Genomic DNA, 26591 nt, shown 5'->3' on the forward strand with positions numbered 1-26591 from the left:
GTTTTTAAATAAGGATACTGCGTGGATGTTATTATCTCTAAGGTAAGTAAGGGAATCTTTGCAATTTTGCCTTTTTTGCTGTTATTTTGGATTTTTTCATTCGTGTATGGTTTTTGTGCAAAAATTTTTTATTCCGTGTTTGGAATCACAAATGCAAACCTATTTATCACGCTTTTAATCTTTGTTTTAAGTCTCGCATTGCTCTATTATATCGGGCATTTGGTGGATAAAAATAAAGAAGTGCTACTTATTAAGGTTACAGAGATTATCATCGGCAGGATTCCACTAGTTAAGAGCATTTATTCTGGTATTAAAGAGGTATTAAATATTTTTTCTGGCAAAAATAAAGATGGCTATTTGGGTGTGGCGTATGTAGATGTAGGGGATATTGAGCTTGTGGGCTTTATCACAAAAGAAGAAGAAAATATGTTATGGGTCTTTGTGCCAACCACTCCAAACCCTACTTCAGGCTTTGTGCTAAGGATTTCAAAAGAGAAAGTTAGAATCTCGGATTTAACGGTGAGTGAAGGCTTTAAGAAAATCATCTCTTTGGGCGTGAAATAAGGAAGTTTATGCAGTTTTTACAAAAAGTTAGGGATTTTAGAGAGCTTGTGATGTTTGAGCATAGTATTTTTTCTATGCCTTTTATTTTTATTGCGATGATTACCGCAACTCAAGGGTGGTTTGGTTTTAAACTCTTGCTTTTTGGCGTGATTGCGAGTATAAGTGCTAGGAATTTTGCAATGGCGTTTAATCGCTTTGTTGATAGAAAATTTGATGGCACAAATCCACGCACAAAGGGTCGCCCAAGTGTAGATGGTAGAATCTCGCCAAAGGCAATGCTGCTTTTTATCGTTGTTAATGCGCTAATATTCATTGCAATGGCATATGCGATTAATCCTTTGTGTTTTTATCTCTCATTTCCGATACTAATCATTTTGGCAAGCTATTCGCTAATGAAGCGCTTTTCAAGTGCTGCACATTTAGTGCTTGGACTATCTTTAGGACTTGCACCTATTGCTGGAGTGGTGGCAGTTAGTGGGGAGATTCCGCTGTGGAGTGTGTATTTATGTATAGGCGTGTCATTTTGGGTAGCGGGATTTGATTTACTTTATGCTTTACAGGATATTGAACATGACAAGAAGGAAGGATTGTATTCTGTTCCAAGTGTTTTCGGTGTGCAAAAAACACTTTGGATTTCGCGCATTTTTCACACATTAACGCTTATCTTTTGGGCATTATTTGTAAAAGAGGCAAATTTTGGGCTTTGGATGTGGATAGGGTTTGTTGTGGCAGTGGCGGCGCTGTGTTTTGAGCAGTATTTAGTCTCTAAGCATTTTCGTAATATTCCGCGCGCATTTTTTACAATCAATGGCTATTTAGGAATCGCATTTTTGGGATTTTGTATTGTAGATTTGATTGACAAATAGATTGGAGAATAGATGGAAAATTTTACAAAAAGCCGTTTAATTAAAACGCTCTTGAATATTGAATACGAAGTGGTGCATAACAATGCAGAAGCTTTTGCGCAAGAGTTTAATAAACTCACACAAAGTGATGAAGATCCAATTGGTGAATGGCTGCGTCTAACGCGCGCTAAAAAGGGAAATTTAGAATCGGATAATGTGGTGATTTTAGAATTGCTTGTGGAGATTTATAGAAAAATTGAATCCCTTGAAGCACGTATTAGTGGAGAAACAAAGAATTATGTGGAGCTGAAAAACAAGGGAAGCGTCGGCACGATTGGACATAGTTGTTTTGCCCTTACAGATTCCAAACTTTCAGAAAACACGCTTTATTATGGTAGAATAGAGCTTCCGACTTTTCCTACGCGCATTGTTCCTGTGTATTTTATATACCATTCAGGGCTTGCATGGATTGAGCGCATTCATGGACGTGATGAGGCAGAATGGGATGGTTATGTCGCAAGTAAGGAGCGTGCGTTAATCCGCTCAATTAGGAATAAAAAGGTAGAAAATGGGTAATGAGATGAATATTGTGCTTTGGGGCGGGGTTGGAGTCGCAGTTGCCTTTATCTTATTAATTGTGTATTTGTATCTAAAAGAAAGTGAAAGTAATAGGCGCACAAGACGTTATGAGAAATCTATTGAAGAACTAAACAAAGAAGCGTATCGCTTACAAAAGCGTATAAAAGAGCAAGAAAGTGAGCTTGAACGTTTTAAGGTTAGCATTAAAGCACAGATTTATCAAGATACACGTTTAGAGATGAAAAACTTGCTAGATACAAATTTAAATGCACAAGTCGCGCCTTTGCGTAACGATATGGAATCTCTAAAATCCCAATGGCAAGAAACTAAGAGTGTTTTAGAGAATGTTGGACATTTGGAGAATAAAATTTTTGCACTTGAAGATAGAGTTAAAGAATTTGCCTACACACCCACAAGCTCCACGAATATTGATGAAGGACGGATTATTTCTATGTTTAAAGATGGTTGGAGTGTGGATTCTATTGCAAAAGAGTTGCGTATTGGCAAGGGTGAAGTGGAATTTACCTTAAAATTTGCAAATCTAAGCTAGGGAGTGGTAATGGAATTTCGTGTTCCGGCAACAAGTGCTAATCTGGGTCCGGGCTTTGATAGTTTGGGCTTAGCTCTTAGTCTTTATAATCGTTTTAGTTTAAAACCCTCTAAAATTACTTCCATCCAAATTCGTGGCGAGGGTTCTGGGAATCCGAAATTACGCGTGGATAATGTGTTTGTTAGAATTTTTAATGAGCAACTTAAAAAGCTAACGGGTTCTGTGATTCCTTTTAAATTTGTATTTGATAATGAGATTCCAATTTCTAGGGGTTTAGGGAGCAGTTCAGCAGTGATTATTGGTGCGATTTCTGCGGCATTTAAAGTTGCACAAGCGCCTTTTGATAAACAAAAGATTCTAAACTTTGCTTTGCGTTATGAGTCCCATCCAGATAATATCACACCCGCGTGTATGGGGGGATTTAACGTCTGTATGTTAGCAAATCGTGATAAAGAAGTGCGCTTTATCAATCAATCTTTGCCAGATAGTATTGCTGCTGTGGTTGTGATTCCTAATCAATCAACCTCCACGCATCTCTCACGCAAAACGCTCCCTAAGCGCTACTTCCAAAAGGATGCTGTGTTTAATCTCTCTCATGCAAGCTTACTTTCAAGTGCATTTATCACAGGACGTTTTGAGTTATTGCGCGAAGCAAGTCAGGATAGATTCCATCAATTTTATAGAATGAAACAAATTCCATTACTTTTTGAAATCCAACGCACTGCCTTGCAAAATGGCGCATTAATGAGCACACTCTCAGGCAGTGGTTCAAGTTTTTTTAGTCTATGCTATAAAGATGACACAAAGCACTTATTTTATGCGCTCAGCCAGAAGTTTTCAAAACTAAGAGTTTTAAGCTTGGAGTTTGATAACAATGGCGTGTTGTTTGAAGATGAAAGTCTAGAACATTTTGGTGATGAATTTAAGTTCTAGTTTGCTATAATGAGAGTTTATGCATAGTCCGGTTAGAATGTGCGTTGTGTGTAGGGGGAGATTTCCGCAAGAGTCTTTACTGCGTTTGCAATATCAGGATTCTAAATTGCAAGTATTTGTGGGCTTTGGTAGGAGCTTTTATGTCTGTCAAAACTGCCAAAATGCGCCAAAATTAAGCGAACACATCACAAAAGTTTGTAGATTGGATAAAAAGCACAAAGAAACGATTAAATCCGCATTAAAGGAGATTTTTTTATATGGATAAAATCCGTATTAGTCAAATTGCTAAAGAGTTAAGTAAAACAAGCAAAGAAGTCTTGCAAAAGGCAGAAGAATTGGGCTTTGGGGTGAAAACTGCTTCAAGTGCTGTTACTGCCACAGAAGCTGATGTTCTTTATAACTACATTTTATTAGGGGTCAATCCAAACGCAGGCAAAGAAAGTGTTCCAAAAGCAAAGGCTACCAAGTCTAAAATTACGGAATCTAAAGTTACAGATTCTAAAAAAAGCGCAAAAGAGAGTGTGAAAACTAGTGTTAAGGCAACAAAGTCTAGTGTAAAGAGTGAAGCTAAAAGTAGCATAAAAGATGAAAAAGAGACTCAAAAAACTAAAATTACAACGTCAAAAACTACTAAATCCCCAAAGGATTCGGCACAAGAGAGTAAAGTAGCACTTAGTGCTAAAAAAGAAACTACTCTAAAAGTTGAGCAAGAGCCTTTAAAAGAGGTTAGTGAAAATCTTGCAGAAAACCCTAAAAACACAAGCATTAGCACACAGGACAATCTAGCAATTAAGCGCACAGGTTTAAGGATTGTCAAAAAGCGTGATTTTAAGGATACAAATACAAAAGAAGAGAGCGTAAGAGAATCCCAAAGAGAAGAGCATAAGGAATCTCCGCGCACATTGCAGGATTTGCTAGGAAGTTTAGAAGAGAACCACACACAACCAAAGAAAAAGAAAAAAGAAAAATCAAGCTTACAAAGCAGTAAGAATCTTGGACAACAAAAAATAGATTTAATGGATAATCGTGAGTTTCAAAGTATGCATGATGATGAAGAAGATGGAATCATTTTGTTTGATTTAAGTGTGCAAGATGAACGTGATATAGATGAAGAAGAAAATGAGCGCAAGGCAACAACTGAGCGTATTAAAGTGCAACGTCATAATCCTTTTATGGAGCGGGGTAGCACAAGACGTTCTAGCCGTAAAAAAGCACCAAAAATCCAAAAAACACAAGAAGTAGTAAGTGGTTTAGTTAAGATTCCAGAAGAAATTAGAGCTTATGAGTTTGCAGAGAAGATTGGTAGAAGCACAGGAGAAGTGATTAAGGTGCTTTTTGGTCTTGGAATGATGATTACTAAAAATGACTTTTTGGAAAAAGATGCTATTGAAATTTTAGCAGAGGAATTTGGTGTGCAAATAGAGTTACTAAACACTGCTGATGAGTTAGATTACACACAACTTCATGATAATGAGGATAAAGAAGAACATTTAATTGTACGTGCGCCGGTTGTTACGATTATGGGGCATGTTGATCATGGTAAGACTTCCTTGCTAGACTATATTAGAAATACAAAAATTGCTTCTGGTGAAGCTGGGGGAATCACTCAGCATATCGGTGCTTATACGATTAGTAAAAATGGCAGAGAGATTACATTTATTGATACACCCGGACATGAAGCCTTTAGTGAGATGCGTGCAAGAGGAGCATCTGTAACTGATATAGCCATTATCGTTATTGCTGCAGATGATGGTGTGAAGCCACAAACTATTGAAGCTCTAAACCATGCAAAAGCAGCAAATGCACCAATTATTATTGCAGTAAATAAGATTGATAAACCTGATGCAAACCCAGATAAATTAAAAGCAGAAGCCGCAGAGCTAGGTTTTACACCGCTAGAGTGGGGAGGGGAATATGAGTTTGTGCATATTTCTGCAAAAACAGGTGAGGGGATTGATGATTTATTAGAAACGATTTTATTGCAATCGGAGATTTTGGATTTAAAGGCAAATCCAAATCGTCCTGCGCGCGCTGTTGTGATTGAAAGCAGTTTAGAGAGAGGTAAAGGACCAGTGGCGACATTAATCGTTCAAAATGGAACGTTAAAGGTTGGTGATAGTATCATTGCTGATACTGCTTTTGGGCGTGTGAGAGCTATTAATGATGATTTAGGACGTTCAATTGTTTCTATTGCGCCCTCCGGTGTTGGCGTAATCACGGGATTAAACGAAGTGCCATTAGCTGGTTCTGTGCTTTTAGCGGTGGAAAATGACACAATTGCTAGGGATTACGCACAAAAACGTGTAGCACATTTGCGACAAAAAGAGCTTTCACACTCTACAAAAGTTTCTTTTGATGAACTAAGCTCAATGGTGGCTTTGGGGCAGTTGAAAAGCTTGCCAGTTATTATTAAAGCGGATACACAAGGAAGCCTAGAGGCAATCCGTGGAAGCTTAGAAAAACTTCAAAATGAAGAGGTAAAAGTGAATATTATTCACAAGGGCGTTGGGGGTATTACAGAGAGTGATGTTACTCTTGCTGGAGCTAGCACAAATTGTGTGATTTTGGGCTTTAATGTTCGTCCAACAGGTAGTGTTAAAAATAAGGCAAAAGAACTTGGAATTGAGATTAAAACTTATTCCATTATTTATTCTTTGTTAGATGATATTAAAGCCTTACTTGGTGGGCTTCTCTCGCCTGTTATGGAGGAAGAAAACACAGGACAAGCTGAAGTTAGAGAAACATTTAGTATTGCAAAAGTTGGCACAGTTGCTGGATGTTTTGTAACAGAGGGAACAATTCAGCGCGGAATCAAAGTGCGCCTAATCCGTAATGGTGTGGTAATTCATACAGGAAATATTGCTTCGCTAAAACGTTTCAAAGATGACACAAGAGAAGTTGCAAAAGGTTTTGAGTGTGGGATTATGCTAGAGGATTATAATGATATTCAAGTGGGTGATGTGTTTGAGACTTACAAAGAAGTGGAAAAACAAAGGATACTTTAATGCAAGATGTGAAGTTAGCGCGCACACAATCGCTTCTTAAAGAGATTCTACCTAGCGCACTAGCAAATTTGAGTGATACACGTCTAAATGCACTAAATGTTGTAGATGTGCGTTGCTCACGTGGTAAATACTCTGCAGAGGTGTTTTTAAGTATGCCTTTTGCAAACGATAAAGAAAAAGCTGAGATTTTAAAACAACTCAAAAAAGCACACAGCTTAATTAAAGAATTTTGCTTAGAAGAGACAGGTTGGTTTCGTTGTCCAGATTTTAAATTTTTCTTTGATGGAAGTTTGGAGAGAGAAAATCGCTTGGATAGAATCTTTGAAATTTTGCAAAAAGAGCGTGAGAACAAAGAAAAGGAATCGTAGAATGACACTTTCTCCAAGCCTAGAAGAAAAGATTAAAATCCTAGTGGAAAGTCTAGGCTTTGGGCTTTATGATATTTTAAGCCTTAAAGAAAATGAGAACCAAATTTTGAGAATTTGTATTACAAAGCAAGATACAAGTAACGTGGAGTCCCAAAAAGTTAGCCTTGATGATTGTCAAGAAGTAAGTCTTGCACTTTCTCCCTTGCTTGATGTGGAAATGCCAGATTTTGAGAAATATTATCTAGAGGTTAGCTCACCGGGGATTGAACGTGTTTTAAAAACGTTTGAGCATTATAAGGGTGCGATTAACGAGCTTGTGAAAATTAAAACATTTCAAGAAATTGAGGGTAAGAAGGAGTTTAAAGGCAGACTAGTAAGTGTAGATGAAAGTGTCCTTGTGTTAGGAAATGACGTAAAGATTCCGCTAAATGCGATAAAAAAAGCACAAACTTATTTTAAGTGGTAGCTAGAGCGATGATAACACACGCATTTTATTTGGATTTATGTTTGGAATGTGCGTGGAGAGAGCAGCTAAAAACACTGCCAAATCCAGCTGTTGCTGCCCTTGTGTTAGATAAAAATGGTGCAATTGTAAGCCTAGAATCACATAAAGAATGTGGTAAGCCCCACGCAGAAATTTTAGCACTACAAAGTGCTTATGCTTCTTTAAGTGGTGATAGAACAATTCTCTTTTTGCAAGATTCTGAAGCAATCCATGATTATCTTTTGAAAAATGCGATTCCCTATTTCAAAGATACAACGCTTTATGTAACTTTGGAGCCTTGTGGTAGCGGAAAAAGAGGAAAAACGCCATCGTGTGCGGCATTATTAAGAGCTCTAAAACCAAAATGTGTGGTAATCGGTACGCAAGATTACAACAAAAGCGCAAAAGGTGGTGCAGAAGAGCTTTTGGATTCTGGAATTGCAGTAATTAAGGCATGGCAAGAGGAATCTTTGCAGGAGTGCTGTAAGAGAGCGAATGCTCTTTTGTTGCCCTTTCAAGCTTTGCAAACAAAAGGGAAGTTTATGCTTTTTAAATACGCAAGTAGGCTTGATGGTAGTATTAATGGTGGGCAAATTAGTGGAGATGAGGCGCGAAGTTTAATGCACGATTATCGCACAAAGGCAGATGTGCTACTCATCTCTGGAGAGAGTGTGCGCGTGGATAATCCACGTCTTGATTCGCGCTTTGCGACTTTAGCGCAAAAGAATCCCAATGTTGCGATTTTGACACGTCAAGAAGACTTTCCAAAAATAGCGCCTTTATTTGCAGTTCCAAATAGGAGTGTAAAAATTTTGCATACGTTAGAGCAAGTAAAATCTTTATGTGGCTTTGTCTTTTGTGAAGGAGGTGTTGGATTTTTTAACACGTTACAAGATTCCATTGATTTGGTGCTTGTGATTTTAAGTCCAAATTTCAAAAAAGATTCCACACTTACAATGTCGCTAAATGCAAGCTTTAATTTACTCCATAGTATGCAAATTGCTAATGATATTTTTTTGTGGCTTATGCCAAAATCTAAAAACTGCGTTTTAGATTCTAATTTTTAGAATCGTATTTTAGGATTCCACTTTTAGTGCAAATAAAATCAGTTTATTTTAGTTGCATTGTGAAAATAGAGTAATTTTGTGGATCATTATAATTTAATATGTTACAAAAAGTAATTATTTCTTAATTATGTTACTAAAATATACAATATATAATTTATTCTCCTAAAAAATCTACTTACTATATACTTATTTATAGGATTTTTGTAACAATAGAATAAATTACAATTTGTAAGGAGTATTTAATGAGAGAACATTTGGATTATCAACAATCCATTCAAGAGTTTAAGGGATTTGTTTCATTTAGAAGCAAAGTAGCATTATGGTTATCTGCTGTCGTGTTGCTTTGCTATTATGTTTTTGTGCTTAGCATTGGGCTTTTTCCTGATATTTTAGGATACCGCTTAGGACCTAGTTCAATCACACTTGGGATTATGTTTGGTATCTTTTTGATTGTATTGTGCATTACGGTTACTGGGCTTTATACATTTTTTGCAAATCAGTATTTTGATAAGCGACAAGATGAGATTTTACAAGATTTAGAACAAAGTGGAGCATTGGAGGATTTGAAAAATGGTAAAAAATATTAGAATAATTTTTGGCATATTGCTTGGTGTAAGCTTCGCAAATGCGGCAGGTTTTGATGTAGAAAATGTAGCACAAAGTGCATTTAATCCTATTGCAGTAACAATGTTTGTGGTTTTTGTGCTTGGCACACTTTTAATTACTTATTACTCTAATAAAAAGAGTCAAAGTGCGAGTGGATTTTATACAGCAGGGGGAAATATTACAGGAATGCAAAATGGGACAGCAATTGCTGGGGATTTTATGAGTGCGGCAAGCTTTCTTGGAATCACTGCCTTAGTTTTTACAAATGGTTTTGATGGCTTGATTTATTCCATTGGATTTTTAGCAGGTTGGCCTATTATTTTATTTTTAATTGCTGAAAAATTTAGAAATCTTGGCAAATTCACTTTTGCAGATATTACTGCATATCGCTTAAACGCGAAGCCTATTCGTGTGATTTCGGCAGTTTCGGCATTAAGCGTGATTGTTTTTTATCTCATTGCGCAAATGGTGGGAGCTGGACAACTAATTCAGCTTTTATTTGGGCTTCCTTACACGGTGGCTGTTGTGCTTGTTGGAATCTTAATGATTTGCTATGTTGTTTTTGGTGGAATGCACGCAACAACTTGGGTGCAGATTATAAAAGCGATTTTATTGCTTGGTGGCGCAACTTTTATGGCGATTATGATTTTGTATTTAACAAAGTTTGATTTGAGCTATTATTTTGCCCAAGCAGTGGAAAATCATCCAAAAGGAGAAGCAATTATGCTTCCAGGAGGATTCTTGCCTGATAGTGTCTCTGCTCTATCTTTAGGACTTGCGTTAATGTTTGGAACAGCAGGCTTACCACACATTTTAATGCGTTTCTTTACCGTTAAGGATGCAAAAGAGGCTAGAAAATCTGTATTTTATGCAACAGGATTAATTGGATATTTTTATATTCTGACTTTCATTATTGGTTTTGGAGCAATTGCTTTATTACTTGGAAATCCGCAATTTACAAACGCTGATGGGAGCTTTAATGGTATTCCTAACATGGTGGCAATTACACTTGCACAAGCCATTGGCGGGGATTATTTTTTAGGTTTTATCTCCGCGGTTGCTTTTGCTACGATTTTGGCAGTCGTTGCTGGACTTGCAATTTCTGGGGCTGGAGCAATTTCACACGACTTATTTGTGAATGTTTGTAAAGATGGACAATGCGATCCAAGACTTGAGATGAGAGTAACAAAAATTGCCACAATTGGAATTGGAATTTTTGCGATTGTCTTAGGGATTGTGTTTGAAAATCAAAATGTTGCTTTTACAGTTGGGCTTGCTTTTGCTATTGCCGCAAGTGTGAATTTTCCGATTTTGTTTTTAAGCATTTATTGGAAAGGTCTTACAACAAAAGGTGCATTTTGGGGTGGATTGATTGGAATTGTGACAGTTGTTACAATGGTACTTTTAAGTCCAAGTATTTGGGTAAAAAGCTTTGGTTTTGCAGAAGCAATTTTTCCTTATGATCATCCAGCACTTTTTTCTATGCCATTAACCTTTGTGCTTATTTATCTTATCTCAAAGTTAGATAATAGTGAGCGCGCTAAGATTGATAGAGCAGGATTTGATGCGCAAGATTTTCGCGCACAAAGTGGTGTAGGGATTAGTGAAGCAGTGGCGCATTAATTTTGCGCCGACAAAAAGAATTTTGGTCTTTAAATAGGAACAATAAATAAAAAATTTGAAAGGGATTTTGCAAGTGCGTAATCTAAAACGTGGAATCAGTGTGGTACGCCCAAGAGGATTCGAACCTCTGACCTACGGCTTAGAAGGCCGTTGCTCTATCCAGCTGAGCTATGAGCGCACAAATAATAATATAAAGTCTAGATTTTGGTACCAAAGGGGGGACTCGAACCCCCGACCTCCGGCTTATGAGACCAGCGCTCTAAACCAGCTGAGCTACCTTGGCACACCAAAAAAAGAAGAATCCGCATTGTATTATTCTTTTCTTTAAAAAATGATAAAAACTAACCGATTGTATCAATTTGTATATTGCCACTATAAATTGCGTGGCTAAATTCACGTAAAATGCGTTGAGTCTTTGCTTCACCATTTTTGCGCAAAATATCGTTATAGTTGCTTGTTAAGTTTTTGTTGTAGCTTTTTGTGTAGATTCCATCAAGATTGTTAAGATTTTCTTGAAATTCTTTTGCCACTTCTTTCCATCCATCTTGTGTAACGCCTAAGAATCCTTGTTTGTCGCTTTGTGCGCTTTTGGTATTTTGTTCAGCAATTGCGCGCTCTTGCTCTCTAATGTGTTCTACGCTTGCGCTTAGATTTCCAGCGCGCGTTAGAATCTGCGCTACGGCGATTTTTTCATTGGGTGACATATTAGCAGTAACGCGTTCAAACGCCTTGTACTGCTCATTGCTCATTATCTCAAGACTTATGAGTCCATAAGTTATGCGTTCTTTTTCTAAAAATTCGGAATCTTGCTCATTGTTTTGCAGAGAGATTTTGTTAATGTTTTGTGTGTTTGTAGTAGATTGGGCTGTTTGTGTTTCCTTGTCCAAAAGCCGATTTGCTTCATTAAAAATTTCATTTAAACCCGATGCGTTTAAGCTGTGATTAACAAGCATTTTTAGATTAAAATCCTTTCAAAAAGATAAACTATAAGTCGTTTCAAGCAAAAAAGATTCCACATTTTAAACTTAAAAAGGGTGTTAATTTAGGATATGTAAAACTTAAAAATTTGTAAAAATGCGCAAAAATTGCGTAAAATATTGCCACGCTTTAAGCAAATATAAATTAAAATCACACATTCATGTTTGGGTTTTGCATACTCTGTTGCAGTGATTATTGGCTTTTTAAAAGGTTTGCTCATGGAATTTTTAAATTTCTTTCAATGCTTCTTAAGGTATTTCCTATTTATTGCGCTTTTTAGCGTTTTTGCGCATACTTCTCCTTTTGGTAATAGACTCATCGTTCCTATTGTTGAGTTAGATGAGGATTCCAAGCATTATGCGTATGTTCCAGCATTTGATTTAAAGGTCGGTGAGAGCGGTGAAATTGTGCATTGGTTTACGCAAGATCATTCAGCAATTGTTGCTAGAGTTGCAGTTATAGAGATTAAAGATGAACTTGCAAAGATAGCGTTTGAGCCATTTGAGGGTTTAGAGCAAGGAGCCTTTCCAGCACCGATTCTGTTTCCTAAGAAAAATGATGAAGTAATCTTCCGCTCTTTTAATGATCGTGCGTTTTTAGTAGCTCCTTCTCAAGAGATTTATGAGAAAGTTAAAGCTGCATATCCAGAGATTACTTGGCTGCACCCAGATTTGTTAGCAGCTTATTTAATGGATGTTGGACACACTTCCCCTGTTAAAGGAGATTTTCGTAAAGTCTGCACGCAGTATGCGGCTGGGGTTGTGTATTTGGTAAATCTTAATGAAGGACAGGCTCTAGATTGTCAGACTTTTAGACCCATAAAGAAAGATTATATCACAGGGCGTGCGCCGATTAAGGATAGAATGTTGCCTTTTTTCTCACGCATTGGAAATGATAATCAAAAGTGGTTTTCTTATCTCATTAACGATGTAACAACGCGTGATTATTATTTATATTTTGATGCTCTTTTAAAAGGTGAAATTAGCGATGAAGATGCGACATTTTTTGGGCGCTTAACAAAGTATTTTACAAATCAAGTTAAAAGTATTTTCTAAAGGCGCAAGATGACGGAGCAAAATTTCAAAGATATTGAAGCTATTGTTGGCAAAGGTGAGTGCTTTAGCGATAAGGCACATTTAAGTGCGTATTGTTATGATGCAACAAAAGAGCGTAAATATCCAGAATGTGTGGTCTTTCCTCATAACGAAGAGGAAGTGAGTGCAGTTTTAAAATATTGCAATGCACATTTGGTTCCTGTGGTTCCACGCGGTGCTGGGAGTGGCTTTACAGGGGGAGCGTTGGCGGTTAATGGCGGTGTTGTGTTAGCATTAGAGAAATATATGAATCAAATTTTAGAAATTGATATGGAGAATATGGTAGCGCGTGTGCAACCTGGTGTTGTGAATATGCAACTCCAAAAGGCAGTAGAAGCAGTTGGATTGTTTTATCCTCCTGATCCTGCAAGTGAGCATTATTCCACGCTTGGTGGAAATGTGAGTGAAAATGCTGGTGGAATGCGTGCTGCAAAATATGGAATCACAAAAGATTTTGTTATGGCTTTGCGTGCGGTGCTTCCCAATGGAGATGTGATTCGTGCAGGCAAAAAAACAATTAAAGATGTGGCAGGCTACAATATTGCTGGAATCCTAATTGCAAGCGAAGGCACACTTGGGGTAATTACAGAAATTACTTTAAAACTTTTAAGTAAGCCAAAATTTAAACAAAGTGCTATGGGTGTGTTTCCTAGTATTCAATCTGCAATGAATGCAGTGTATAAAACAATGGCTAGCGGAGTTACGCCTGTTGCGATGGAGTTTTTGGATAATCTTAGTATTAGAGCAGTGGAAGAGAAGTTTAACAAGGGTTTGCCAAGAGATGCTGGAGCAATCTTAATTACTGAAGTAGATGGAAATTTGCCTGAAGAAATTACTTACCAAATCAATAAAATTCAAGAGAAATTTCAAGAAAATGGTGCGGTAGATTTTATTAAGGCAAACAATGAACAAGAAGAAGCGGATTTGTGGTTTGCGCGCAAAAACGCAAGTCCTAGCATTACCATTTATGGAAGTAAAAAGCTAAATGAGGATATTACTGTGCCACGTTCAAAACTCCCAGAACTCTTAGAGAAAATTGGCGAAGTGTCTAAAAAATATGGTGTTGTGATTCCGTGTTTTGGACATACAGGCGATGGTAATGTGCATACTAATGTAATGGTAGATGGCTCAAATCCGCAGGAGTTAGAAAAGGGACACAAGGCTATTGAGGAGATTTTTAAAATCACAGTTGAGCTTGGCGGAACTCTAAGTGGCGAACATGGAATTGGTCTCTCTAAAGCACCTTTTATGCACTTAGCATTTTCACGAGAAGAGATGCAGTTATTTCGTGCAATTAAACAAGCTTTTGACCCTAATAATATTTTAAATCCGGGCAAAATGGCATTATAACATAACACAAGGAATGGAGATGATTTTTGATGTGCAAAAGATTCGTGAAATTTTACCGCACCGCTACCCGCTGCTATTAGTAGATAGAATTACGGCAATTACACCAAATATATGCATTGAGGGTTACAAAAATGTAACAATTAATGAAGATGTGTTTAATGGGCATTTTCCGATTCAACCAATTTATCCGGGAGTTTATATTATTGAGGGAATGGCACAAACAGGGGGGGTTTTAGCATTTGTAAGTATGTTCGGTGAAGAAGCGTATAATAATGGCGATAAAATTGTGTATTTTATGAGCATTGATAAGGCGAAGTTTAGGAATCCTGTAGCTCCTGGGGATAGGCTTGTGTATAAGCTGGAAGTGATTAAACAAAAAGGAGGAATTTGGGTGCTTCAAGGCTATGCGTATGTAGATGATAAACTTGTTGCAGAAGCGGAACTTAAGGCAATGGTTGTGGATAACGCAAAGAAAAAGGCACAAAAGTGAGCATCGCAAAATCAGCAAAAATTGCCCAAACTGCAATTATTGAAGAAGGTGCAGTTATTGGAGAAAATGTAGAAATTGGGCATTATAGTATCATCGGAAAAGATGTAAAAATTGGTGATAATTGTAAGCTTTATAATCATGTAACCATTCTTGGAAACACGACTTTAGGCAAGGGAAACGAGGTTTTTCCAAATGCAGTGCTTGGAACACAACCGCAAGATTTGAAATATAATGGAGAATCAAATTCTCTAATTTTTGGAGATTGCAACAAAATTAGAGAATTTACGATGATAAATCCCGGTACAGAAGGCGGAGGGAGTAAAACAATTATTGGAAGTAAGAATTTATTAATGGCGTATGTGCATATTGCACATGATTGTATTATTGGGAATTCTTGTATTTTAGCAAATGGTGCGACGCTAGGTGGGCACATCGTGCTTGGAGACTATATCAATATTGGTGGCTTAACTCCTATCCATCAGTTTGTGAAAGTTGGGGATTATGCGATGATTGCAGGAGCAAGTGCGCTATCACAAGATATTCCGCCCTTTTGTATGGCAGAGGGGAATCGCGCGGTGATTCGTGGATTAAACTTGCATAGATTGCGTAAAAACTTTGAGCACCATCAAGTTGATAAAATCCATAACGCTTATAAGCGTCTATTTTTTGGTAATGCACCCATTAAGGAAATTGCTAAAGAGATTTTAGAAGAAGATTTACAAGATGAAAATGTGGTTAAAATGTGTCAATTTGTGATGGATTCCACGCGTGGAATCCCTTTTGTAAGGAAGAATTATGAGTGAGAGAGTTTGTGATTTTTGTAAAAGTAAGGAATCTAATAAGAATCCTTTAATTTCTGGTAATGACACTTGTATTTGTAAAAATTGTATCATTGCTTCTTATAATTTGCTTTTTGGAATGAGGCATAAAGATGAGGAAGCAGAGATAGACAAGGAAGAGAGTGAGCTAAGAATTGTCCCTCCAAAAGAGCTAAAAGCGGTGCTTGATGAATATGTAATCGGACAAGAAAAGGCAAAAAAAGTTTTTAGTGTAGCGGTGTATAATCATTATAAGCGCGTGTTGCAAGGAGCTGCAACAGAAACAGATGATACAGAAATTGCAAAATCTAATATTTTATTAATCGGTCCAACAGGAAGCGGCAAGACACTAATGGCGCAAACTCTGGCAAAATTTTTAAATATCCCCATTGCTATTTGTGATGCAACAAGTCTAACAGAAGCTGGCTATGTGGGTGAAGATGTGGAGAATATCTTAACAAGGCTCTTGCAAGAAGCAGGTGGTGATGTGGAAAAGGCGCAAAAAGGAATCGTTTTTATTGATGAAATTGATAAAATTTCAAGGCTTTCAGAAAATCGTTCCATTACACGTGATGTTTCAGGGGAAGGTGTGCAACAAGCACTTTTAAAGATTATTGAAGGAAGTGTGGTAAATGTCCCTCCAAAAGGTGGCAGAAAGCATCCAAACCAAGATTTTATCCAAATTGACACAAAGGATATTTTATTTATTTGTGGAGGTGCATTTGATGGATTAAAAGATATTATTGAACGTCGTCTTGGGGGTAATACATTAGGATTCCATAATAAAAAGAGCAAAAAAGCAGAATCTATACATCTTTTGGATCTTGTAGAGCCTGATGATCTAGTAAATTATGGGTTAATTCCCGAATTAATTGGGCGTTTGCATATGTTTGCTACGCTTGAGGAAATCACAAAGAATGCAATGGTAGAAATCCTGCAAAAGCCAAAAAATGCACTTACAAAGCAGTATAAGAAGCTTTTTGCTCTAGATGGCGCACAGCTTACATTTAAAGAAGAGGCATTACAGGAAATCGCAGAACTTGCAATTTCTAGAAAGACTGGGGCTAGAGGTTTGCGTGCAATTATGGAGGATATTATGTTAGATGTAATGTATGATTTACCAGAGCTTAAGGGTTATGAAGTCATCATCACAAAAGAAGCTGTGCTAAAGGAGGCAAAACCAATGTTGGTGAAGCAGAAAAAAACAAGCAAAAAAAGCGCTTAAATCCACTTAAAAAGAGAGAAAATATGTTACTAGATAAAATAGTTGGTTGGTTTTCACATGATATTTCAATTGATTTAGGGACGGCAAATACGATTGTTTTGGTAAAAGGGAAGGGAGTGATTATTAATGAGCCTTCAGTAGTGGCAGTGCAAAATGATCGCTATGGAAAAAATAAGATTTTAGCTGTTGGGCATGAAGCAAAGGAAATGGTGGGCAAGACACCAGGAAGCATTACAGCAGTGCGTCCTATGAAAGATGGAGTAATTGCGGATTTTGATATGACAGAGAAAATGATTCGCCATTTTATTGAAAAGGCACATCATAGAAAAGCACTAATGCGCCCTAGAATCATTGTGTGTGTGCCTTATGGGCTAACTGGTGTTGAGCGCAAGGCAGTTAGAGAATCTGCTATTAGTGCTGGGGCTAGGGAAGTTTTTTTGATTGAAGAGCCAATGGCAGCAGCAATTGGAGCAGGACTTCCTGTTAAAGAACCAAAAGGAAGTTTAGTTGTAGATATTGGTGGGGGAACAACAGAAATTGGTGTGATTTCTTTAGGAGGACTTGTGATTTCAAAGTCTCTGCGCACTGCTGGAGATAAATTAGATATGGCAGTTGTGGATTATGTGCGCAGAAAGTATAGTTTATTAATTGGTGAGCGCACAGGGGAGGAGATTAAGATTCAAATTGGTTCGGCAGTTAGCCTTGATGAGCCACTTTCAATGCAGGTTAAAGGACGTGATCAAGTAAGTGGCTTACTTAATTCTATTGAACTTACAAGTGAAGATGTAAGAGAGGCAATGAAAGAAACGTTAAAAGAAATTTCTAATGCATTAAAAGATGTGCTAGAGCAAATGCCACCAGATTTAGCAGGGGATATTGTAGAGAATGGAATCGCACTAACAGGAGGTGGAGCATTAATTCGTGGGCTTGATAAGTATCTTTCTGATATTGTAAAGCTTCCTGTGTATGTGGGTGATGATCCTTTACTATGTGTCGCAAAAGGGACAGGTAAAGCACTAGAAGAAATTGATATCTTACAGCAGCTTACATATGAGTGATTGAAGGTGCGCATTGAAAAAGTTATTTCTTTGGATAGTATTCTTAGCGGTTACATTTTTTCTTGCAATTCAAGTATCCAAAGAATTCCATGCAAAAGTCTTATATCTAAGTGATGCAGTTAAAATTGGGATTTTAAATTTAAATAATAATTTTTCAAATATTATCACACGTTATTTTAATCAAGTGCAACAGATTAAAAACTTGACAAATGCACTTAAAGATAAAGAAAAGCTTCAATACTCCTATGATGCACTAAAGATGGAACACAATGCACTTTTGCAGGCATTGGAATCTAAGCCAAGCGCAATGCAAATTACGCTTTCTAGAATGATTTCCTATGTGGAGATGAATAATTACACAAAGGTTTGGCTTGAGCAAGAAGAAGCATTCAGACAAAGAGAAAATGCGATTTTTGGGTTGATTAGTGAGAATAAAGTAGCAGGAATCGCTGTAATACAAAGTAATCGTTTGTTAGGCTATTTAAATGGTAATGAAAAATGCAGTTATAGTGTCATTATAGGAAACAAGAAAACTCCGGGTGTTGCAAAATACGATTTAAACAGAGGTTTTGTAGTGGATTATATCCCTTTGTATCCTAAGGTTGAAGTAGGAGAACAAGTTTATACAAGCGGGTTTGATGAGATTTTTTATCCCGGTGTGCTTGTAGGTATTGTTGAGTCTGTGGAAGAACAACAAGGGTATCAGATTGCTAGTATTAAGCCAGACATTGAGAGAGCAGTGGAGTTTTATTGGCTAGTGGATATTGATGGTCAAAAAGCAGAGCTTACCTTAGAGGAAAATATAGAATCCAAAACAGAAGAACCTAAGATTTTCAATTTTGGTGCGCAAGAATAGCTTTTTTGATTCTTATTTTTTATTTTAAAAAATTTTTTTTATTCTCTTTAATTACCTTAAATACTAGTTTTATTCCTCTTGTTTAAAACTCATTATTTTTTTATTAAGAAAATTTTTATTAGCTTTATTTTAAAATTCGCCACAAATTTATTTGAGTGAAATTTATGCAAGAAAACAAAGCAGAGTTGATTAATACTTTAAAAGATTTGGAGATAAAATCTAGTGATTTACAACTTTTAAGGGATTATTTCTCTATTGTTCATCACACAAAAGGCAGAATCCGCCTTAGAGCAAGTTTGAAGTTAAAGGCTGTTGCACAAGAAAAAAAGATTAATCCAAAAGCACTTTTGGAAGTGCTAGAGAGGATTCCGTTGATTTTCTCTATTAAGTTTAACCCTTTAATTGGTTCTCTTACAATCCATTATGATTCTAATGTATTAAACCCTAAGCTTTGGGAAGATTGTATTAATGGGGAATCACTAGAGGAAATTGCAGAAATTATTAACAAAAGTTTAAGGAATATTGTATGAGTGTGGAGAATTTATTACTAGCATTAGATAATACATATAAAACATATAGTTTTTATGCATTAGCAAGCGCATTAGATGAGATTTTTATAAATCTTAAAAATACAGAAGTTGCACATATTAATGCACTCACTTACCAGCTCCAAAAGTTAAATGTCGCGATTCCTAATAATCCTTATTTAAATACAATTGTGCTTCCAAATAGCATAGAAGAAGTGTTGCAAACTGCACTAATACAAGAGAATGCTAATATTACTCTTTATAATGATTTAACTGCTAATGAACAAGATGCAGAAGTTTTAGATGTATTTTATCGCTTACAAGCTACGAGTTTTAACAATCATATCCCAGCATTACACACGCTCATGCAACAAAATGCAAGAGAGCAGGAGAATGCTCTAAATGTAATGGATATGCTAAATAATAGCAAGGAGCTTTTGAATCAAACAGGTGAGATGGTTGCAAAGCTAAAAGATGGAAATCTTACGCAAGACCAGCTAGAGAGCTTTTTGGGCAAGTTAAATTACTCTCTAATGGGAGGTGTTATTGCAGGCGCATTTGGTGTGATTATTTTTAATGAGCTTTTAAATCAAAATAAGGAGTAGAATATGGCATTACCATTTATTGCAGGATTAGCAGTGGGTGCAGGAGCGGCACTTTTATTTACCAAAAGAGAGCAAATCAAAGAAAAATTAAGCAGTGGAGAGTTCTCTCAAAGCATTCAAAATGGTTTGAGTAAGAGTGTGGATAGGGGCAAGGAGATTTCTAGCAATGCGTTAAAGTATGCAAAAACAAGTTTTACAAATGCACTCAATGCAGAATCTAAAACAGAAGAATTACACAGAGCGCAAAAAACACAAAATACAAAGCCTAAAGGCACACAGCGCACAATGCGTAAAAATACAAAAGCAAAGGATAATCAATGATTGCAAATACAGGCACCCCGCGTTCTATCACAGGACATGCAATTAGTGGAGGACTTATTGCGTTTATGCTAAGTGGAGCATATGCGTATGCAAAGTATAAACGTAAGGAAATTAGCAAACAAGAAGCTATTGTGGATACACTTAAGGCAAGTGTTGAGGGCGGAGTTATTACTGCGTGTGGTATTGCAGCAGCAAATGCGTTAGGAAGCAATACAAAATCAACCGCGCAAGGAATCATTGAAGCTAGCGCATTTGTAGGTATCGGACTAGCTAGTGTTTATGGAATCCAAACACTCACAAATAAAAGCTGTTGTTCCGCTCCAAAATTTTTAACAAAGGACTAATATGACACAACCTAATCCTAATAATCCCTATATTAATAATGCAAACAATAGAGTGCAAAATACACAGAATCTAAATTTTCAAAATTACGAGCAAAATCACAGAGATGATAATTTTCAAAATGGCGCACAAAACAATGCGCAAAATTTTCTAGGGAGCCTATTAGATTCCAACAATTCTAAGCAAGACTTTCTAAAAGGTGCGCTAATTGGTGCTGTTGCAACTTTTATTTTGACGAATGAAAATGCACAAAAAGCAATTTTTAAAGGTTTCGCAAAGGTTAGTAGTTTGTTTGAAAGCGGTATTGAAGAGCTAAAAGAGCGTTATGAAGATGCTAAAGCTGAAATTAATGATACGGATAAAATTTAAGGTAGAAAATGCAATTAATCCTACTCCATGCAACCGCTAAGAGGGCACGTTTTAAATACATTTGCAAAAGTGGCTTTAGAGTAAATCCCATACAGCTTCGCGTGGCTTTAGAGGACATTCCAGATGTAAGTAATGTGCGTGTTAATGCAATTTTGAATAATATTATTTTGCATTATTGTGGAGCTTTGGAGGCTTTAGAGCAAAATATTTATAAGGTGCTTAGTGACGTTGTGGTGGAATCGGATTTAATTAAACAAGAGGAGAGTTATTTAGCACTACGTGATGAGATTCCAAGCTCATCAGAAGTAGCAAGGGCTGGAAGTGCGTTGTTGCTTTCTCCATTGTTAAATAACGCCACAGCACAACTTGGATTTTCTCTTATTGCTTCTGCTCCTTTGCTTTTTAGTGGATTAAAAGAAACTTTCACACATGGGATTAATTCGCGCTCTTTAGAGGCAATGGCAGTTGCTATTTCTTTATATTTAAAAGATTTTAAAACAGCGAATTCTACAAATTTTATGTTAGCTCTTGGGGAATACATTGAAGAGATGACAATGTATAAGAGTGATGATTTAATCAAGGAACTAGCCAAGCAAAAGAGTGGTTTAGCGTGGGTTGAATGCATAGAACATGGTAAAGGTGTTTTAAAACAGATTCCAAGCGAAGAATTGAAAGTTAGTGATATTGTTGTTATTGGTGCGGGCGATACGATTTTAGTAGATGGACATATTATTGAGGGAGAAGCACTCGTTAATCAAATCTCAATGACGGGGGAAGCAACTCCTGTGCGGAAAGGGCATAGTGATAGGGTGCTATCTGGCACAATCGTGCAAGAGGGAAAAATTAAAGTGTGGGCAGAATCCGTAGGGACACAAACAGCAATGGCAAGGATTAAAAGTTACATTGAAGAAACTTTAGTGCAAAAATCTGCTCAAGAATTAAATGCTTCTAAAATGGCAGATTCCTTAGTGCCTATTACACTAGGACTTGCGACTCTCTCTTATGTTTTAACGCGCGATTTGATGCGTAGTGCTAGTGTTTTACAAGCAGATTATTCTTGTGCGTTAAAACTTACAACGCCTGTAACCTTTAAATCTGCAATTTCAAGCGCAGGAAAAGAGGGGATTATTATTAAAGGTGCAAAGAGTTTAGAATCTCTGCAACTTAGTGAAGTGTTTATTTTTGATAAAACAGGCACACTTACGCAAGGGGATTTAGAAGTGCTTGATGTGTATTCTTTTCATCAAACTTGGGATAAAAATGCGGTGTTAAATCTTGCAGCTAGCATTGAGGAGCATTATTTTCACCCTGTCGCACAAGCAGTTGTAAAAGCAGCAAAAGATAAGAATTTTAAACATTTTCACCATGATGAGGTTACTTTCATTGTAGCACATGGGGTAAAAAGTGAGATTAATGGCAAGAGTGTTGTGATTGGCTCAAGACACTTTTTAGAAGATGATGAAGGGATTAGCTTTAAGACGCAGCATGAGGCTATTGAGAAGATTTTAGAAAGTGGTGAAATGCCTCTATTTATTGGGTATGATAGAGAGCTTTTGGGTATGATTTTGCTAAAAGATTCCTTAAGGGAGAATGCAAAAAACGCATTAGAACGCTTACGCAAGAGTGGGGTTAAAGAAATCATTATGCTAACAGGCGATACCACACAAAAAGCAAGTAAAATTGCTAAAGAGCTAGGGATAAATCGCTATTATGCAGAATTGTTACCAACGCAAAAGGCGGAGATATTAGAACAAATTATGCAAGAGGGTAAAAAAGTTGCTTTTGTCGGAGATGGTATTAATGATGCACCTGCATTAATTCGTGCAGATATTGGTATTGGTATGCATAAGGGTGCAGATATTGCAAAAGCAAGTGCGGATGTGGTGTTGTTACGTGATGATATTGAAGCAGTGGCAGAGGCTAGGGAGCTTGCGATTGCTTGTCTTAAAAAAGTGCAAAGAGGTTTTAAGATTACAGTGGGTGTGAATTCTATGATTTTAATTTTAGCAAGTCTTGGAAAGCTAAGCCCTATTCAAACGGCATTTATGCATAATGGCACAACAATAGGATTGCTTTTGAATGCACTGCAAAGAATTCGTGTGAGAAAGGAGAACGTTAGCTAATGCCATTTTTATTGATTCTTGCAACTGCTGGAAGTGGGTTTTTGGCTACACAAATGACAAGACAAGCCTTTTTAAAATACAGAAAATATTCTAAAAGAAAACAGGGAAAATAGGAAAAAATATGGAAAAAGAATCAGCAATCCAAACTAAAGTATCTATTGAAACAAAGCGCGAGATTGCTAAAATTGGAATGAGTGCTAGTTTATTGCTAACCGCTGGAAGTGCGTTATTTTTGAAAAATAAAACTGCAAAGACGATTCACATTACAGCAGGCGTCGCACTTGTTGGATTCTCTATTTGGCACGCATCACTCTATCCTAAAAAATCTTAAATTTTTTACACTTTATCTTTGATTTTTATTTGAAAGTTTTTAACATAGTTGGTCAATAAAGTTGTCTAATTAAGTTTGGAAGTAAATTCTAAAGATAGAAAGGATTGCAGTTAATAAATCTATGGTGGAGCTGTGGGGAATCAAACCCCAGTCCAAAACTTAAATCCACAATAACCGATTTACATGCTTGCTTGGGTTTTTAAATCTTTCTTTACCTAAAAAATTCCCAAAAACTTTTAAATAAAGGCAACCAAAGTCTTAACTTTATGCTTGGTAACATAAAGCGCATCTAACTTAAATGATATCCTTAGAAAATAGCTAGAATCTTAACTAAGAACAGCTCCAAAAGCTAATAAACTTACGCAACTTTAGCGTAAGCTGGAGCGTAATTCGCGTTGTTTGCGTTTATATTTAAGAGCCAGTTTTGCGACTTAGCACAAGTCGGCATGCAGCCAAAGCTATCTAAATCCTGTCGAAATTCTAATCAGCCCCAAAAAGTAAAGGTAGGAATTATACCACAAAAAACGAAAATGTAGTAAAATTAGCTAAAAATTTAAGGAATGAACAATGAGTATGCAAACACGTAAAAAGCATATTACAACAACAGAGATTTTAAAGAAGAAAAATACAGAAAAAATTACAATGCTAACCGCATATGATGCGCTTTTTGCAAAGATTTTTGATGGCGAAGTGGATATGCTTCTAGTAGGAGATAGTTTAAATATGAGTTTTTTTGGGGAGAGCGATACGTTAAGTGCGACTTTAGAGCAGATGATTTATCATACAAAAGCAGTCTGTAACGGAGCAAAAACAAGTCTTGTTGTATGTGATTTGCCCTTTGGTAGCACAATTTGTGAGCAAATTGCCCTAGAAGCCGCATTACGTGTTTTTAAAGAAACAAAAGCACAAGCAGTCAAGCTTGAAGGTGGGGCGGAAATAGCGCAAATTATTAAGCATTTAACACAAAATGGAATTGCAGTTGTTGGGCACATTGGTTTAAAGCCACAATTTATGCGACTAGAAGGGGGATATAAGGTTAAAGGAAAACAAGAGAGTGAGCTAGAATCACTTTTAAAGGATGCAAGGGCTTTGGAAGAAGCGGGTGCATTTTGCTTTGTGTTAGAGGGTGTGCCCTCTGAAGTGGGAAAAAAGATTGCACAAAGCGTTGGGATTCCTGTTATTGGGATTGGAAGCGGTGTAGATGTTGATGGACAGGTTTTAGTGTGGAGTGATGCTTTTGGGTTTTTTGAGGATTTTAAACCAAAGTTTGTGCGCCAGTATTTAAAAGGGGCAGAACTTATTAGGGATGCTCTAAAAGAATATGCTAAAGATGTCAAGAATGGAGATTTTCCAAATGTAAGTGAGAGTTATTAAGGGCTGTAATGGAGCGCATTGTAGAGATTGAAAAAATATCTTTTGAGGGAGAAGAAGAGATTAAGTTGCGTCCATCATGTTGGGACGATTATATCGGGCAAGAGAAACTAAAAAAAAATTTACAAGTTTTTATCCACGCAGCCAAAAAACGTAAAGAAGTTTTGGATCATATTTTATTATTTGGTCCCCCAGGTCTTGGAAAAACTACTTTAGCACATATTATTAGTGCTGAAATGCAAACTTCTATTAAAGTTACAGCAGCTCCTATGATTGAGAAAGCTGGGGATTTAGCGGCAATTTTGACAAATTTAAATGAAGGCGAGATTTTATTTATTGATGAAATTCATCGTTTAAGCCCTGCAATTGAGGAGATTTTATATCCTGCAATGGAGGATTTTAGGCTAGATATTATTATAGGAAGCGGTCCTGCAGCACAAAGTGTGAAAATTGACTTACCACGTTTTACGCTAATTGGTGCAACAACAAGAGCAGGAATGATTAGTAATCCTTTGCGCGACCGCTTTGGAATGCAATTTAGAATGCAGTTCTATGAAAATGAGGAGCTTTCAAGAATTGTAACCTTAGCGTCTATTAAACTGCAAAAAGAATGCAAGAAAGAGGGTGCGCTAGAGATTGCTAAACGTTCACGTGGTACACCAAGAATTGCATTGCGTTTGCTTAAAAGGGTTAGAGATTTTGCAGAAGTAGCAGGAGAAGCTATGATTACAAAGGAGCGCACAGAATATGCGCTAAATGAACTAGGAGTGAATGAATATGGGTTTGATGAACTTGATTTGCGTTTTTTAAAGATTGTTTGTGAGAGTAGGGGGCGTCCTATTGGACTTAGCACACTTGCTGCTGCGATGAGCGAAGATGAGGGAACGATTGAAGATGTGATTGAACCTTATTTGTTGGTAAAAGGATTTTTAGAGCGCACTGCAAGAGGGAGAATCGCCACACAAAAAACTTATGAACTTTTTTCATTTAGGGATTCTAGGAGTTTGTTTTAGTGGAATCCTTTTTAAATCTCTCCATAAAGAGCAATAGAAAGAGGCGAGGTTGGGGGAAGTGGTGGATATAAATGGCAAAATCTATAAGATGTTTAGAGGTTAATATGCAAACAAAAGAACTTTTAAGATTCTTAAAATATGAAAAAGTGGAGTATAAGCCTTTGGGGGAGGTGTGTGAATTTCGCAGGGGGTCATTCCCACAGCCATATACAAACCAAAGCTATTATGGCGGATTGGAAGCAATGCCTTTTGTGCAGGTCGCAGATATTGGGAATAATTTTTTACTTAAGCCAATAACAAAACAGAGCATTTCTAAAATAGCACAGCCCTTAAGCGTTTTTGTGCCAAAAGATACCATTATAGTGAGCTTACAGGGAACAATAGGCAGAGTCGCAATAACGCAATATGATAGTTATGTTGATAGAACTATTGCTATTTTTAATAATATTTCAAATTTATTTAATAAAAAATTCTTTGCGTATGTCCTTTATATGATATTTGATAAAAAAAAGAGAAAGGCAAGAGGTGGAATAATTAAAACAATTACAAAAGAGGAATTTAAAAACTTCCCCATTCCCCTCCCCCCTCTAGAAGTGCAAAATGCAATTGTTGCAATCTTGGATAAATTTACAGAATTAGAAAAAGAATTAGAAAAAGAATTAGTAGCCAGACGCAAACAATACGAATATTACAGAAACAAACTCTTAAGCAAGGAAGAGTTAGAAAAACGCACAAGAAAGCATTTAGCTTGTCATTCTGAGGGCTTTATGCCCGAAGAATCTAAAAGGGGATATTTCGCTTCCGCTCAATATGACAAAATAGAAGCTTGTCATTCTGAGCGCAGTGAAGAATCCCAGCAAACTAATAGAGATATTTCGGGCGTTGCCCTCAATATGACAAAAGAGGTTAATTGTCATTCTGAGCGCAGCGAAGAATCTAAAAACATAGAATCTCTTAAAAGTTCCCTTACAAATTCTTCCCAATCTTACAAGATTCCACATTTTTCTTTTTCACAAAGAAAATCTAATCCCTCCCCGCTCCCTTTAACAAAAGAAAGTCTCCCTTTCTTTTACATAAAGGGAGAGCCTGCGCTTAA

At 36.8% G+C, this 26591-nt stretch carries 30 protein-coding genes, 2 tRNA genes and 1 other RNA gene; 29 read left to right on the forward strand and 4 right to left on the reverse strand.

Annotated features, from left to right (window positions below):
* The first annotated feature begins 21 nt into the window (after positions 1-21).
* From K4G57_RS07970 to K4G57_RS08025, 12 genes are all read left to right on the forward strand, one after another.
* A complete protein-coding gene (locus K4G57_RS07970; protein WP_221532660.1) occupies positions 22-564 on the forward strand; it encodes a DUF502 domain-containing protein in 543 nt (180 codons plus the stop codon).
* 8 nt (positions 565-572) lie between these two features.
* Complete coding sequence (mqnP, locus tag K4G57_RS07975; protein WP_221532661.1) at positions 573-1430, forward strand: menaquinone biosynthesis prenyltransferase MqnP; 858 nt, start codon at positions 573-575, stop codon at positions 1428-1430.
* Between the two features lie 12 nt (positions 1431-1442).
* A complete protein-coding gene (locus K4G57_RS07980; RefSeq protein ID WP_221532662.1) occupies positions 1443-1985 on the forward strand; it encodes a hypothetical protein in 543 nt (180 codons plus the stop codon).
* Positions 1978-2538, forward strand: coding sequence for a DUF6115 domain-containing protein (locus K4G57_RS07985; RefSeq protein ID WP_221532663.1), 561 nt, complete (start codon positions 1978-1980; stop codon positions 2536-2538). The genes K4G57_RS07980 and K4G57_RS07985 overlap by 8 nt, the downstream gene beginning before the upstream one ends.
* A gap of 9 nt (positions 2539-2547) precedes the next feature.
* Positions 2548-3471 carry a homoserine kinase gene (gene thrB, locus K4G57_RS07990; protein ID WP_221532664.1) on the forward strand — a complete coding sequence of 308 codons (924 nt, stop codon included), beginning with the start codon at positions 2548-2550 and terminating at the stop codon, positions 3469-3471.
* A 19-nt stretch (positions 3472-3490) separates the two neighbouring features.
* On the forward strand, positions 3491-3736 hold the full coding sequence (locus tag K4G57_RS07995; RefSeq protein ID WP_221532665.1) for a DUF448 domain-containing protein: 246 nt from the start codon (positions 3491-3493) through the stop codon (positions 3734-3736).
* Positions 3729-6476 carry a translation initiation factor IF-2 gene (gene infB / locus K4G57_RS08000; RefSeq protein WP_221532666.1) on the forward strand — a complete coding sequence of 916 codons (2748 nt, stop codon included), beginning with the start codon at positions 3729-3731 and terminating at the stop codon, positions 6474-6476. The genes K4G57_RS07995 and infB overlap by 8 nt, the downstream gene beginning before the upstream one ends.
* Positions 6476-6844 carry a 30S ribosome-binding factor RbfA gene (rbfA, locus tag K4G57_RS08005; protein WP_221532667.1) on the forward strand — a complete coding sequence of 123 codons (369 nt, stop codon included), beginning with the start codon at positions 6476-6478 and terminating at the stop codon, positions 6842-6844. Before infB ends, rbfA begins: the two co-directional genes overlap by 1 nt.
* 1 nt (position 6845) lies before the next feature.
* Positions 6846-7310 carry a ribosome maturation factor RimP gene (gene rimP, locus K4G57_RS08010; RefSeq protein WP_221532668.1) on the forward strand — a complete coding sequence of 155 codons (465 nt, stop codon included), beginning with the start codon at positions 6846-6848 and terminating at the stop codon, positions 7308-7310.
* 8 nt (positions 7311-7318) lie between these two features.
* Positions 7319-8395, forward strand: coding sequence for a bifunctional diaminohydroxyphosphoribosylaminopyrimidine deaminase/5-amino-6-(5-phosphoribosylamino)uracil reductase RibD (gene ribD / locus K4G57_RS08015; RefSeq protein WP_236033281.1), 1077 nt, complete (start codon positions 7319-7321; stop codon positions 8393-8395).
* A 242-nt stretch (positions 8396-8637) separates the two neighbouring features.
* Complete coding sequence (locus tag K4G57_RS08020) at positions 8638-8982, forward strand: DUF485 domain-containing protein (protein ID WP_221532669.1); 345 nt, start codon at positions 8638-8640, stop codon at positions 8980-8982.
* Positions 8966-10624, forward strand: a complete 1659-nt coding sequence (locus K4G57_RS08025) for a cation acetate symporter (protein WP_221532670.1) — start codon at positions 8966-8968, stop codon at positions 10622-10624. Before K4G57_RS08020 ends, K4G57_RS08025 begins: the two co-directional genes overlap by 17 nt.
* 101 nt (positions 10625-10725) lie before the next feature.
* Here the strand turns inward: K4G57_RS08025 and K4G57_RS08030 are convergent.
* The 3 genes from K4G57_RS08030 to K4G57_RS08040 form a co-directional block, all read right to left on the reverse strand.
* Positions 10726-10802, reverse strand: a tRNA-Arg gene (locus tag K4G57_RS08030).
* A gap of 27 nt (positions 10803-10829) precedes the next feature.
* Positions 10830-10907 (reverse strand) — tRNA-Met (locus K4G57_RS08035).
* Between the two features lie 58 nt (positions 10908-10965).
* On the reverse strand, positions 10966-11577 hold the full coding sequence (locus tag K4G57_RS08040; RefSeq protein WP_221532671.1) for an HP1233 family protein: 612 nt from the start codon (positions 11575-11577) through the stop codon (positions 10966-10968).
* Between the two features lie 243 nt (positions 11578-11820).
* Between K4G57_RS08040 and K4G57_RS08045 the strand changes: the two genes are divergently transcribed.
* The 14 genes from K4G57_RS08045 to K4G57_RS08110 all read left to right on the forward strand — a co-directional run bounded on the left by K4G57_RS08045 (position 11821) and on the right by K4G57_RS08110 (position 23111).
* Positions 11821-12657 carry a plasminogen-binding N-terminal domain-containing protein gene (locus K4G57_RS08045; RefSeq protein ID WP_221532672.1) on the forward strand — a complete coding sequence of 279 codons (837 nt, stop codon included), beginning with the start codon at positions 11821-11823 and terminating at the stop codon, positions 12655-12657.
* A 9-nt stretch (positions 12658-12666) separates the two neighbouring features.
* A complete protein-coding gene (gene glcD, locus K4G57_RS08050) occupies positions 12667-14046 on the forward strand; it encodes a glycolate oxidase subunit GlcD (protein ID WP_221532673.1) in 1380 nt (459 codons plus the stop codon).
* Positions 14047-14065: 19 nt separating this feature from the next.
* Complete coding sequence (fabZ, locus tag K4G57_RS08055) at positions 14066-14536, forward strand: 3-hydroxyacyl-ACP dehydratase FabZ (protein ID WP_221532674.1); 471 nt, start codon at positions 14066-14068, stop codon at positions 14534-14536.
* Positions 14533-15339, forward strand: coding sequence for an acyl-ACP--UDP-N-acetylglucosamine O-acyltransferase (gene lpxA, locus K4G57_RS08060; RefSeq protein WP_221532675.1), 807 nt, complete (start codon positions 14533-14535; stop codon positions 15337-15339). The genes fabZ and lpxA overlap by 4 nt, the downstream gene beginning before the upstream one ends.
* Positions 15332-16579, forward strand: a complete 1248-nt coding sequence (clpX, locus tag K4G57_RS08065; protein WP_221532676.1) for an ATP-dependent Clp protease ATP-binding subunit ClpX — start codon at positions 15332-15334, stop codon at positions 16577-16579. The genes lpxA and clpX overlap by 8 nt, the downstream gene beginning before the upstream one ends.
* Before the next feature lie 23 nt (positions 16580-16602).
* The gene (locus K4G57_RS08070; RefSeq protein WP_221532677.1) at positions 16603-17637 is read left to right on the forward strand and encodes a rod shape-determining protein; all 1035 of its coding nucleotides are present in this window, start codon (positions 16603-16605) and stop codon (positions 17635-17637) included.
* Positions 17638-17650: 13 nt separating this feature from the next.
* Positions 17651-18493: a rod shape-determining protein MreC gene (gene mreC, locus K4G57_RS08075; protein WP_221532678.1), complete on the forward strand. Its 843-nt coding sequence runs from the start codon at positions 17651-17653 to the stop codon at positions 18491-18493.
* 164 nt (positions 18494-18657) lie between these two features.
* On the forward strand, positions 18658-19023 hold the full coding sequence (locus K4G57_RS08080) for an HMA2 domain-containing protein (protein ID WP_221532679.1): 366 nt from the start codon (positions 18658-18660) through the stop codon (positions 19021-19023).
* A complete protein-coding gene (locus K4G57_RS08085; RefSeq protein WP_221532680.1) occupies positions 19020-19625 on the forward strand; it encodes a ferritin family protein in 606 nt (201 codons plus the stop codon). The genes K4G57_RS08080 and K4G57_RS08085 overlap by 4 nt, the downstream gene beginning before the upstream one ends.
* A gap of 3 nt (positions 19626-19628) precedes the next feature.
* A complete protein-coding gene (locus K4G57_RS08090) occupies positions 19629-19946 on the forward strand; it encodes a hypothetical protein (RefSeq protein WP_221532681.1) in 318 nt (105 codons plus the stop codon).
* Positions 19943-20290, forward strand: a complete 348-nt coding sequence (locus K4G57_RS08095) for a magnetosome protein MamC family protein (RefSeq protein WP_221532682.1) — start codon at positions 19943-19945, stop codon at positions 20288-20290. The genes K4G57_RS08090 and K4G57_RS08095 overlap by 4 nt, the downstream gene beginning before the upstream one ends.
* Before the next feature lies 1 nt (position 20291).
* A complete protein-coding gene (locus K4G57_RS08100; protein ID WP_221532683.1) occupies positions 20292-20657 on the forward strand; it encodes a YtxH domain-containing protein in 366 nt (121 codons plus the stop codon).
* Positions 20658-20665: 8 nt separating this feature from the next.
* Positions 20666-22780 (forward strand): heavy metal translocating P-type ATPase, encoded by a 2115-nt coding sequence (locus K4G57_RS08105; protein ID WP_221532684.1) that lies wholly within the window; start codon positions 20666-20668, stop codon positions 22778-22780.
* A gap of 121 nt (positions 22781-22901) precedes the next feature.
* Entirely contained in the window at positions 22902-23111 is a 210-nt protein-coding gene (locus K4G57_RS08110; protein WP_221532685.1) for a hypothetical protein, read from the forward strand.
* A 122-nt stretch (positions 23112-23233) separates the two neighbouring features.
* Here the strand turns inward: K4G57_RS08110 and ssrA are convergent.
* Positions 23234-23603: a transfer-messenger RNA gene (gene ssrA / locus K4G57_RS08115) on the reverse strand.
* A gap of 75 nt (positions 23604-23678) precedes the next feature.
* Between ssrA and panB the strand changes: the two genes are divergently transcribed.
* The 3 genes from panB to K4G57_RS08130 form a co-directional block, all read left to right on the forward strand.
* A complete protein-coding gene (gene panB, locus K4G57_RS08120; RefSeq protein ID WP_221532686.1) occupies positions 23679-24485 on the forward strand; it encodes a 3-methyl-2-oxobutanoate hydroxymethyltransferase in 807 nt (268 codons plus the stop codon).
* Positions 24486-24493: 8 nt separating this feature from the next.
* Entirely contained in the window at positions 24494-25495 is a 1002-nt protein-coding gene (gene ruvB, locus K4G57_RS08125) for a Holliday junction branch migration DNA helicase RuvB (RefSeq protein WP_221532687.1), read from the forward strand.
* Between the two features lie 71 nt (positions 25496-25566).
* On the forward strand, positions 25567-26591 hold a 1025-nt coding region (locus K4G57_RS08130), incomplete at its 3' end, for a restriction endonuclease subunit S (RefSeq protein WP_221561829.1).

This window comes from Helicobacter turcicus (assembly GCF_019711685.1).
Taxonomy (GTDB): domain Bacteria; phylum Campylobacterota; class Campylobacteria; order Campylobacterales; family Helicobacteraceae; genus Helicobacter_D; species Helicobacter_D turcicus.

Excerpts from the sequence above, each read along its gene's own strand:
- K4G57_RS08090 (WP_221532681.1), top strand. The coding sequence starts at position 19,629 with ATGGCATTACCATTTATTGCAGGATTAGCAGTGGGTGCAGGAGCGGCA.
- K4G57_RS08025 (WP_221532670.1), top strand. The coding sequence starts at position 8,966 with ATGGTAAAAAATATTAGAATAATTTTTGGCATATTGCTTGGTGTAAGC.
- K4G57_RS07995 (WP_221532665.1), top strand. The coding sequence starts at position 3,491 with ATGCATAGTCCGGTTAGAATGTGCGTTGTGTGTAGGGGGAGATTTCCG.
- mqnP (WP_221532661.1), top strand. The coding sequence starts at position 573 with ATGCAGTTTTTACAAAAAGTTAGGGATTTTAGAGAGCTTGTGATGTTT.
- infB (WP_221532666.1), top strand. The coding sequence starts at position 3,729 with ATGGATAAAATCCGTATTAGTCAAATTGCTAAAGAGTTAAGTAAAACA.
- glcD (WP_221532673.1), top strand. The coding sequence starts at position 12,667 with ATGACGGAGCAAAATTTCAAAGATATTGAAGCTATTGTTGGCAAAGGT.
- K4G57_RS08070 (WP_221532677.1), top strand. The coding sequence starts at position 16,603 with ATGTTACTAGATAAAATAGTTGGTTGGTTTTCACATGATATTTCAATT.
- K4G57_RS08105 (WP_221532684.1), top strand. The coding sequence starts at position 20,666 with ATGCAATTAATCCTACTCCATGCAACCGCTAAGAGGGCACGTTTTAAA.
- K4G57_RS07980 (WP_221532662.1), top strand. The coding sequence starts at position 1,443 with ATGGAAAATTTTACAAAAAGCCGTTTAATTAAAACGCTCTTGAATATT.
- K4G57_RS08095 (WP_221532682.1), top strand. The coding sequence starts at position 19,943 with ATGATTGCAAATACAGGCACCCCGCGTTCTATCACAGGACATGCAATT.
- rimP (WP_221532668.1), top strand. The coding sequence starts at position 6,846 with ATGACACTTTCTCCAAGCCTAGAAGAAAAGATTAAAATCCTAGTGGAA.
- K4G57_RS08080 (WP_221532679.1), top strand. The coding sequence starts at position 18,658 with ATGCAAGAAAACAAAGCAGAGTTGATTAATACTTTAAAAGATTTGGAG.
- K4G57_RS08040 (WP_221532671.1), bottom strand. The coding sequence starts at position 11,577 with ATGCTTGTTAATCACAGCTTAAACGCATCGGGTTTAAATGAAATTTTT.
- clpX (WP_221532676.1), top strand. The coding sequence starts at position 15,332 with ATGAGTGAGAGAGTTTGTGATTTTTGTAAAAGTAAGGAATCTAATAAG.
- panB (WP_221532686.1), top strand. The coding sequence starts at position 23,679 with ATGAGTATGCAAACACGTAAAAAGCATATTACAACAACAGAGATTTTA.
- thrB (WP_221532664.1), top strand. The coding sequence starts at position 2,548 with ATGGAATTTCGTGTTCCGGCAACAAGTGCTAATCTGGGTCCGGGCTTT.
- ribD (WP_236033281.1), top strand. The coding sequence starts at position 7,319 with ATGATAACACACGCATTTTATTTGGATTTATGTTTGGAATGTGCGTGG.
- fabZ (WP_221532674.1), top strand. The coding sequence starts at position 14,066 with ATGATTTTTGATGTGCAAAAGATTCGTGAAATTTTACCGCACCGCTAC.
- K4G57_RS08020 (WP_221532669.1), top strand. The coding sequence starts at position 8,638 with ATGAGAGAACATTTGGATTATCAACAATCCATTCAAGAGTTTAAGGGA.
- K4G57_RS08045 (WP_221532672.1), top strand. The coding sequence starts at position 11,821 with ATGGAATTTTTAAATTTCTTTCAATGCTTCTTAAGGTATTTCCTATTT.
- K4G57_RS08100 (WP_221532683.1), top strand. The coding sequence starts at position 20,292 with ATGACACAACCTAATCCTAATAATCCCTATATTAATAATGCAAACAAT.
- K4G57_RS07985 (WP_221532663.1), top strand. The coding sequence starts at position 1,978 with ATGGGTAATGAGATGAATATTGTGCTTTGGGGCGGGGTTGGAGTCGCA.
- K4G57_RS08085 (WP_221532680.1), top strand. The coding sequence starts at position 19,020 with ATGAGTGTGGAGAATTTATTACTAGCATTAGATAATACATATAAAACA.
- rbfA (WP_221532667.1), top strand. The coding sequence starts at position 6,476 with ATGCAAGATGTGAAGTTAGCGCGCACACAATCGCTTCTTAAAGAGATT.
- K4G57_RS08110 (WP_221532685.1), top strand. The coding sequence starts at position 22,902 with ATGGAAAAAGAATCAGCAATCCAAACTAAAGTATCTATTGAAACAAAG.
- ruvB (WP_221532687.1), top strand. The coding sequence starts at position 24,494 with ATGGAGCGCATTGTAGAGATTGAAAAAATATCTTTTGAGGGAGAAGAA.